This is a genomic window from Pseudomonas sp. P7759 (genome assembly GCF_013386445.1).
Lineage (GTDB): Bacteria > Pseudomonadota > Gammaproteobacteria > Pseudomonadales > Pseudomonadaceae > Aquipseudomonas > Aquipseudomonas azotoformans_A.
Window position 1 is genome coordinate 116029 of the sequence record NZ_JACART010000027.1, and the last position, 9155, is coordinate 125183.

A 9155-nucleotide genomic window follows, 5' to 3' on the forward strand; every position below is an offset into this window, starting at 1 on the left:
GAGTAACGGATGAACCTGGAAACCTGGCTACTGTTCAGCGGCGCGGCATTGGTGGTGATCCTGATCCCGGGCCCCCTGTCATTGCTGATGATCAGCAACAGTCTCAACTACGGCCTGCGCCGCTCGTATCCAGCGTTTCTTGGTGGGGTGTTTGCCTCGATCTGCCTGTTGAGCGCTTCGGCCCTGGGCCTGGGCGCGCTTCTGCTGGCTTCGGAGCAATTGTTCAGCGCCTTGAAGATCGTCGGCGCGGCGTACCTGTTCTACCTTGCGTGGCAGAGCTGGCAGCAATCACGGCAACCGGCCAAGGCGGCAGAGGTGCCTTACAGCGCACCGGTGCCACGCTTTCGTGCACTGTTTGGCCGAGCCTTTGTATTGGGCGCCAGCAACCCCAAGGACATCCTGTTTTTTGCCGCGTTCCTGCCGCAATTCCTCCACAGTGACCAGGCCTTTTTGCCGCAGTTGCTGATCATGATTGCCACTTGGACCGTCCTCGACCTGCTGTGCAAGTTGTTCTACGGCCTGAGTGCCCACGGCGCTGCGCGTTACCTGCGTAGCGGCAAGGGTCAAAGCTGGTTCAACCGCGTGAGTGCAACGCTGTTCAGTGGCGCGGGGGTGCTCTCGCTGATCAACTTCAAGGCGTCATTTTGACGAAGTAAACACTGGGCGAAACATCCCCCGCGACAGGCCATTGGATGCCCGCCAGGATCCGGACCAAGCGTTGCTCCTGCAGCGCCATGTGGATCTCGGCGGATACAGTCGCCGTCATGTAATGCCAGTCTGCCGCGGCAATCCAGTTGTCCGTCAATCGACGGCCTAAATGCAGGTACCCCTTGTCAAACCAAGCGTAGGAAAGGTAGTACACCTGGCCTGGCGAACTGGGGTGCGTCGCGATCCCTTCTTGAGAGAACGTAGCACGACGTTTGATCCGGAACTCCCGGACAGTGAACCCTTGTGCCTCTAGCGCTCCTTTGACGGCTGCACGCTGAGCGATATCTCTTTGTCCCGCAACCGCCTTGCCACCGCGATGGAGCACTTGACCCAGTGGGAACGGTGGAACGAAGTCAACGCGATACATGCCAGGGGATGCACCCTGATAACTGATAAATGTGGTGCTCTCGCCCCGTTTGGAAGGTCGCAACAGCCTCAGCAAATCGTCCGTCTGCCCAAACCTTGCGGGAGGTGGGGGCAACCATTCGTCCAGTGTTGCTCGCAGATTGAGCAAATGCGTCGCCGTCGCAGGGCGCTGCGGGCCTGCCAACTCAACGATCCTGGCGACAACGAACTCCCGGGTTTTGCGGGTCATGGTTGGAAAGGCCTGACCCACGTACTCCGATAGTGGTCGATCGAACAGTGGTGCATGCAATCGCCATTCACCCAGGGGTGAACGTGTTGCTGGAATAGGCTGATCACCTAGCGCTGTGCGGGTCCAACGATCTATATCCACATGGGCTAAAGAAACCAATGGCTCATTCTTCGTGATAAAGACGATGCGGTTCAAAGGCGCTTGAGGGCCTTGAGGCAGCAACCTGTAATAAGTACTCAACGGCCCGCTCAGGCTGGTGTTCGGGGGCGCGACGCGCAGGGCATTCACGTCAAACCCACGACCATTGACCGGGACACGAAATACACCGGGCGCCGGTGAGCTCAATTGAGGCGTAATCGGAATGTGCATACGCCAATCCGGCCACTGGAGCGTCAACGCGCCCGATTGAAGAATCTTGTTTTCCGTCGCCGTTCGCACAATCGGCGGCCACCAGTCAGACGGCGGCTCCACCGGTGCATGCCAAGGAAGGAGGGGTTGCGAACTGGGCCCCGCTTGAGGTGCATCGGCGCCCAGCGACCATTCGCGGTCTTCCCGGATATAGAGCAGCAGTTCTCCCTCGGCCTCGCCACGCGGGCTCTTTACTCGCAACGCCGACTCATCGCCACGTCGATACACGGGATAGCGGTGCTCGCCGTCAACCAAAAACAGCTCGCCGTTTTTTACATACACGCCCTTCTCTCCCAGCCCTTGCAGCGGTAAGGCGCCTTCGGTGGAAAGGGGCTTGCTGAGGCGCTCCAACACCTTGACCGGGCGCGGCGCCGGCGGCACTGACAAGTGGCTGCCCCGTCGATGCAGCTGGTTCAACCCACTGCGCACGCCTGCGGTCTTGGACGTTTTGGGCCCTGGTACGAATAAGCTCAGCAGGTCGATAAACACCATCAACCTCAGGAACGCCACATCCACCGCGTCCTCGGGGCGCCGGCTGTGGTGGTAGCGCTTGGCGGCCAGAAACAGTTCATACAGCCCGATCACCGTGCCGAGCAGTGGCACAAAAGACAGAATGCCGCGCAACGAGGCGTTCCGTTGATCGTCAAGGCGCTGTTCACGGTAATGCGCCAGCGTCGCACTGGACGTGGCGCGGGCATGGGCACGTTGTTGGATTTCGAGCATGTGGGCGTGGGCGAGCAGTGCCAGGGTATCGCTGTGGGCGGCCGGAACGAAATCCAGCCAGGCCGTGGGCGCGGCGTCGATTTGCTCCTGGATATGAGCCTCGATGGCCTGCACGTCGGCAACGGGTAGGGTGTGTTTGATCTTGAATTCGCGAACCAGTCGATGGATCGCCTCGGTCGCCTCAAGTACGACGTTGCCAAATCTTGGCGTCGGCAAGAACCTGATCTGCAGTCCTGAAGGCATGGGCAAGGCGCCACGGCCGGGATAACTGGCCAATGCCTCGTGTTCCCAACCGGGCGCCACCCTGTATGCCAGCTCCTTGACACCGCCAGGCATGGCATTCAATTGATGCAATGCCGTCCTCGCCCGCTCCCACGTGCTGAACTCGGCCAGCACCGGAAAAACCGTCGCAGACGGCCAATACACCAGACACAGCAGGTTGAGCTGGTCGATGATCACCAGCACACCGGCGACATGCCGATCATGTTGCATCGTGTAGCCGCGCAGGCGCACAAAGGACAGGCTGATCTGGTGGCCGTTTTTGTACAGGTCGGCAGGTAAACGGGCCGACAATGCCGTGTTGAACAAGCTTTGGCCTGCCGCCGAGAGACCCTGCCGCGTGGCCGAATACAGCTGCATGCTAGCCAGGTGCTGCGTAGTCCGGTCAATCAACGGCCGGGAAAGCCCGGTGGGCGCCGGACTGAATGCACGCTGGATCAACGCGTCGTATTGACCGCCAATGTCCAGTGCCGACAATGTCTTGATCAAATAGCGCGGATTCAATCGCTCTTTCAACTCCGGCTGCAGGTAGCGCGCCCGGTTCAAGCGCCATTGCGTCCAGGGCGCCTGGGCGTCGAGGTTATGCAGGGCCAGTTCCAACAGGCTAAAGGTGGTGCGTTCGGAGCTGACGATCTTTTTGACGTGACGATCACCCACCACGCATTGACTGGAAAACCAGCCGCAATATTGAGAGCCGACATCATCGGGCATATTCAACAGCGGCTTATCCACATCCAGTTCCGGATAGAACCCATCCTGTGTCAGTTGCTGCACCAACAGCCCGCGGGCAAACCCATGCAACGACGGCAGGATTTGCCATAGACGGCTTTCCTGCGCCAGCGCGCTGGATACATAGCGGCGCTGCAAGCGCTGGTAGGGTTTACGCTGGTCCACCGTGGCCGCGGCAAGCCACGCCGGTTGGCTTTTCCCCTGCTCGGCGGCGAACCGCATGAACGCCACATTGGCCAGGGCCAGCGTGCGGCTCTGATTAATCGGTACGCTCAGATGCTCGCGTAGCTCTTGCGCCAAGAGCGTTCGCCCCAAGGAAGCATCACTGACTTCACTGAATAACCGGCCAGGCTCATCCAGGCGTTTATGCAGTCGGGCATGGTGCTCAACCTGCGTTTTGAAATCTTCATACAACACATCGTGGTCCACAGCGCTGTAGCCCACGTGCATCGACTTGGCCAGGCTAAAGCGTGCGGCAGAACGTACCTCTCGGCCGATGTAACGCCACAACACCGAACTGTCACGGCTACCGAAGCTTGCGCGCAGCCCTTGGGACAAACGTTCCAGCTGCTCGAATACCGCCAGCCCGCCCAACTCGCCGCCCACCACCAAGACGACCGGCTGGCGCAGATTCGGCTCGGCCAGGGCACGGACAGTGGTGACCACAAATACGCTCATCAGGCGGTAGGCATTGTCTGGATGGTTGCCCACTGATACCTGCAACACCCGCGTGTCACTGTTGCCGCGCTGCGTCGCCAAGGGTGTGTTGATGACTTCCAGCAATCGGTCCAAGTGCACTTGCTTGATCAACCCAAGCCGGTGCTCAAGCTGCGCCGCCAGTCGCCAGGCCCGGCGCTGGGCGTTCAAGATCAGCGATGCGCGCTTAGAGCCACCGTCGGGGCGCTCAAGCCAGAAGCTCGCGTCGAATAACCTAGCGTCTGCTGACTGAAGCCATTGGTTCACGGTCTCAACTTGGGTCTGGTGGTCTTTTTCAAGGGCCAGGAACGCTGGATAGGCATCGCTGTGCTGGCGCAAATCTTTGTCCATCCACAGCGCCAGCAATGCGTTTTCATAGCGGCGCAGCTGCCGGTCGCCCCCCTTGCGCGGCAGGTCAGGGGACTGGCTCCCCAATACAATCTCGTGCTGGCGCCGCTGCCGGTCCCACTCCAGCAAGGCATCCAGACTCTTTCCGAACGGCAGGCCACGGCTCATGCGCTTGCGGCCCTTTTCGATAAACCCCAGCAACCGCGAGGCCCTGCGACTCGGCAGCGGGGTTCCAGACGCTGACGGCGCGGTGTAATCGAGCGACAACACCGCCCCCCATTCATTCTTCCATTGCTCGTCGAGCAAGGCTTGCGCACTGTGCGCCAGGGCGTCCTCCTGCACCATCACACCCGGCTGCAGCGGGATGTTCGCCTGACGCTTGAGCGGCAGGTAGTGCCAGGACTCACTCAGCAACGACCTCTGCACCCGTTCAGGCAAGTCCTGCTGTGCCTGACGCCAGGAACGAAACTCATGAAACGCACACAGCAACCCCGGCAGGTAAATAACCTGGGGCCCGTCCGCCGCCCCCGTTCGGTAAATGTGCAACGCTCCGGGAATCACCAGCGCACCGACGCTGGCATGGGGCCAGGCCAGCGTCCCCACTTGCACCGTGGCCCAGGCGCCGCCCGCACGCTGCCGCGCTTCGGCGCTGGGGGCGTCCACCAGTTGCTTGACCATCGCGTAGCCAGCTGGGGAGAGTTGAAACACCTGGTGGGCGAGAAAAGCCTGGTCGGCAAACGCGGTCTTGCGCAATTCAGCCCAGCGCTCCCGACGTGAGCGCCAGGAGCCAGGGGCAAGATGCTCCCAGTAACCTTTCATGGCGGCGTTGATCCTGGCTGGCAGATTGAGCTTGCTGACACGGGACAGCGCCTCCCAGGCATTGAAGGGCAATGCGCGCTCGGGATCACCGGCAAGGCTCAGTGCCGTGAAGTGATGGAGGTTGATCGGCACACCGGGGTCACGAAACAGCGCCAGGGTTCGATCCATCAGGTTGTCGACCTGGCGCGCGGGCTGCGGCGGTAGCGGCTCGCGAAACAGCAGGGTGTCCGGGTCCAGGGCAAACGCTTCGCGCAAGGCGTGGCGGATCACCGAGAGGATGCGCGGCGCCCGCCCAGCCAGTTCACCCAACTGTTTTGTGGTGTGTAGATTGCGCGCCTGGGTGGCATGCCATTGATTGATCGTGCGACTGGGCCGGGGCGCGCTATTCAAGCGCCACGCCAACCGCGTGCAAATCGCCGCCAGGCATTCGTCCTGGGTAATGTCAGGGTCGTCGAAATCAAAGGGCGCAGGATCGGATATTTCGGTGCTCATGGCGGCGTCTTCACGGCTGAAAAAACCGAGCCTAGGTACTCACCGCTTTATCGGTGCGTTACATAAGTGCCAGACGAAAAAAAGCCCGCAGTGTGGGCGGGCGAAAAACCAACGAAGAGCTTTGGGGGTGTGAAGCGAGGTGACGCTAGCTACCGCGATAGGTGGAGTAGCTGTAGGGCGAAATCAGGAGCGGGACGTGGTAGTGATCCTGTTCGGCGCTGATGCCAAAGCGCAATACCACCACATCCAGGAAGGCCGGCTCGGGCAGTTGCACGCCACGGGCGCGGTAGTAGTCACCGGCGCTGAATTGCAACTGGTACACGCCACTGCGGTAATCATCGCCTTGCAACAAGGGCGCGTCGCAGCGGCCGTCGCTGTTGGTCAGCGTAGTGGCAACCAGCTCAAGCTGCGCGCCTTCGACGCGGTACAGCTCAACCTTGATCGCGCTGCCGGGGCAGCCATGTGCGGCATCCAAAACGTGTGTGGTCAAACGTCCCATGGCGTCTACGCGCCTCCCGTAGTCAGTAGAAGAGTGATCCGCACTTTTTCAGGGCAGCGAAAAAGCCGGCGATGGTTGATTAAGACACTTTTTAAAAAAATTGTACACAATAAAAATCACAAACCTTTGGATCCGCCTACCGCCATTGCTCAGCAGGGCAATTGACCCGTTAACCTTGCTTTTAAAAGACCTTTTGTCCATTAGCTGACCAACCAGGCAAGTTTCTTGCTACACCATTCATCTAGAGCCCTGCAGAAAAAATGCAGAAATGTAGGCTTACAAAGTGCGCGATAAGTTGTATACAATCACTCATCGCTAACACGACGAACAAGAAGGAAGACTGCAGTGAGCGCTGACTACCCACGCGACCTGATCGGTTACGGCAGTAACCCTCCTCACCCCCACTGGCCGGGCAAGGCGCGCATTGCGCTGTCTTTCGTACTCAACTACGAAGAAGGTGGCGAGCGCAATATCCTGCACGGCGACAAAGAGTCCGAAGCCTTCCTCTCGGAAATGGTCTCGGCCCAGCCGCTGCAAGGCGCACGCAACATGAGCATGGAGTCGCTGTACGAATACGGCAGCCGTGCCGGCGTGTGGCGCATCCTCAAGCTGTTTAAAGAATTCGATATCCCGCTGACCATCTTCGCCGTGGCCATGGCCGCCCAGCGTCACCCGGATGTGATCCGTGCAATGGTTGAGGCTGGCCATGAGATCTGCAGTCACGGCTACCGCTGGATCGACTACCAGTACATGGACGAGGCCCAGGAACGCGAGCACATGCTCGAAGCCATCCGCATCCTCACCGAACTGACCGGCGAGCGCCCACTGGGCTGGTACACCGGCCGCACCGGCCCGAATACGCGGCGCTTGGTGATGGAGGAAGGCGGTTTCCTCTACGACTGCGACACCTACGACGACGACCTGCCCTACTGGGAACCCAACAATCCCACCGGCAAGCCGCATTTGGTGATCCCCTACACCCTGGACACCAACGATATGCGCTTCACCCAGGTGCAGGGTTTCAACAAGGGCGATGACTTTTTCGAGTACCTCAAGGACGCGTTCGACGTGCTCTACGCCGAAGGCGCTGAGGCGCCGAAGATGCTCTCCATCGGCCTGCACTGCCGCCTGATCGGCCGCCCGGCACGCCTGGCGTCGTTGAAGCGTTTTATCGAATACGTCAGAGGTCACGAACAGGTGTGGTTCACTCGCCGAGTGGACATTGCCCGTCACTGGCATGACACCCACCCTTTCAAGGGAGCCGCCAAATGACTGCGTTCCAGACCCTGAAACCCTCGACCCTGAGCCGCGATGAATTCGTCGCAGCCTTCGCCGATATCTACGAACATTCGCCATGGGTGGCTGAAAAGGCCTTCGACCTGGGCCAGGATCCCTCGATTGATGAAATCGAAACCCTGCACCAGCGTATGAGCGACATCCTGTTGAGCGCCGATCATGCCAGCCAGCTGGCCCTGATCAACGCTCACCCGGACCTGGCCGGCAAAGCTGCCGTCCAGGGCCAACTCACCCAAGCCAGCACTGATGAACAGGCTGGCGCGGGGATTCACCAATGCACGGCCGAAGAGTTTTCTCGCTTCACCGAGCTGAACGATGCCTACAAGGCCAAGTTCAAGTTTCCCTTCATCATGGCGGTAAAAGGCAGCAACCGGCACCAGATCCTGGCCGCGTTCGAAACGCGCATCCACAACTCGGTGGACACCGAGTTCAAGTGTGCACTGGCCGAGATCAACAAGATCGCGTTGTTCCGATTACTGACCCTCTAAACGACCATCCCCAGCCACTCTCTCTAAGGCAGACAAGAAGAATGAAAGCTTACGCCGTACCTTTCGAAAAGTTCGTCAACCTGGCCGACGCCCGCCTGGGCACCAAGATTCTTTCGGTGACCGATGACTGGTTCGCCGACGCCAACCGCCTGTTCCAGCCGACCCCGGCCGTGTGGAAGGAGGGCGTTTTCGATGACAACGGCAAGTGGATGGACGGCTGGGAGTCGCGCCGCAAGCGCTTCGAAGGCTACGACAGCGCTGTGATCCGCCTGGGTGTGCCGGGCAGCATCAAAGGCGTGGACATCGACACTTCATTCTTCACCGGCAACTTCCCGCCGTCGGCCTCCCTGGAAGCCTGCTTCCTGACCTCGGGCGACCCGGATGACAACACCCAGTGGGTGGAAGTGCTGTCGGCCGTCGAGCTGCAAGGCAACAGTCACCACTACCACGAGATCAACAACGACCAGGCGTTCAGCCACCTGCGTTTCAACATCTACCCGGATGGCGGCGTGGCCCGTCTGCGCGTGTACGGCGTGCCGTTCCGCGATTGGTCCTCGGTGGGCGACAACGAACAGGTCGACCTGGCTGCTGCACTCAACGGTGGTCGTGCCCTGGCCTGCTCCGATGAACACTTCGGCCGCATGAGCAACATCCTCAACCCAGGCCGTGGCATCAACATGGGCGATGGCTGGGAAACCGCGCGTCGTCGTACACCTGGCAATGACTGGGTGATCGTCGCACTGGGCCATCCGGGCGAGATCGAGAAGATCATCGTCGACACCCTGCACTTCAAGGGCAACTACCCGGACACCTGCTCGATCCAGGGCGCTTTCGTGAAAGGCGGCACCGACAGCCAGATCGAAACCCAATCGCTGTTCTGGCGCGAACTGCTGCCAGCACAGAAACTGGAAATGCACGCCGAACACACCTTCGCCGAGCAGATCAAGGCTCTGGGGCCGATTACCCACATCCGCTTGAATGTGTTCCCGGATGGCGGTGTGAGTCGCCTGCGGGTCTTCGGTAAAGTTTCGAAGTAATCGCTAAACCTGTAGTGAGCGGGCTTGCCCCGCGCTGG

The 9155-nt window shown here is 60.1% G+C and carries 6 protein-coding genes; 4 read left to right on the plus strand and 2 right to left on the minus strand.

The features are described 5' to 3' along the window. Positions 1-9 precede the first annotated feature (9 nt). Positions 10-648: a LysE family translocator gene (locus HX823_RS21145; RefSeq protein ID WP_177076466.1), complete on the plus strand. Its 639-nt coding sequence runs from the start codon at positions 10-12 to the stop codon at positions 646-648. On the opposite strand, the gene HX823_RS21150 is transcribed toward HX823_RS21145, so the two are convergent. Together HX823_RS21150 and uraH are read right to left on the minus strand one after the other, a co-directional pair. Then, positions 632-5797, minus strand: coding sequence for a dermonecrotic toxin domain-containing protein (locus tag HX823_RS21150; RefSeq protein ID WP_177076468.1), 5166 nt, complete (start codon positions 5795-5797; stop codon positions 632-634). The two genes, HX823_RS21145 and HX823_RS21150, sit on opposite strands and share 17 nt — an antisense overlap. A gap of 145 nt (positions 5798-5942) precedes the next feature. Next, complete coding sequence (gene uraH / locus HX823_RS21155) at positions 5943-6296, minus strand: hydroxyisourate hydrolase (protein ID WP_038847464.1); 354 nt, start codon at positions 6294-6296, stop codon at positions 5943-5945. A 345-nt stretch (positions 6297-6641) separates the two neighbouring features. On the opposite strand from uraH, the gene puuE reads away from it, so the two are divergent. The 3 genes from puuE to alc are packed head-to-tail and all read left to right on the plus strand — an operon-like array spanning position 6642 to position 9117. Then, positions 6642-7568: an allantoinase PuuE gene (puuE, locus tag HX823_RS21160; RefSeq protein ID WP_177076470.1), complete on the plus strand. Its 927-nt coding sequence runs from the start codon at positions 6642-6644 to the stop codon at positions 7566-7568. Further along, positions 7565-8080 (plus strand): 2-oxo-4-hydroxy-4-carboxy-5-ureidoimidazoline decarboxylase, encoded by a 516-nt coding sequence (gene uraD / locus HX823_RS21165; RefSeq protein ID WP_038847466.1) that lies wholly within the window; start codon positions 7565-7567, stop codon positions 8078-8080. The genes puuE and uraD overlap by 4 nt, the downstream gene beginning before the upstream one ends. A gap of 41 nt (positions 8081-8121) precedes the next feature. Next, on the plus strand, positions 8122-9117 hold the full coding sequence (alc, locus tag HX823_RS21170) for an allantoicase (RefSeq protein WP_038847468.1): 996 nt from the start codon (positions 8122-8124) through the stop codon (positions 9115-9117). Positions 9118-9155: the final 38 nt, after the last annotated feature.

What these genes read in the sequence shown, in the direction of transcription:
- alc (WP_038847468.1), top strand. Translation starts at nt 8,122, where the DNA reads ATGAAAGCTTACGCCGTACCTTTCGAAAAGTTCGTCAACCTGGCCGAC.
- HX823_RS21145 (WP_177076466.1), top strand. Translation starts at nt 10, where the DNA reads ATGAACCTGGAAACCTGGCTACTGTTCAGCGGCGCGGCATTGGTGGTG.
- uraH (WP_038847464.1), bottom strand. Translation starts at nt 6,296, where the DNA reads ATGGGACGTTTGACCACACACGTTTTGGATGCCGCACATGGCTGCCCC.
- HX823_RS21150 (WP_177076468.1), bottom strand. Translation starts at nt 5,797, where the DNA reads ATGAGCACCGAAATATCCGATCCTGCGCCCTTTGATTTCGACGACCCT.
- uraD (WP_038847466.1), top strand. Translation starts at nt 7,565, where the DNA reads ATGACTGCGTTCCAGACCCTGAAACCCTCGACCCTGAGCCGCGATGAA.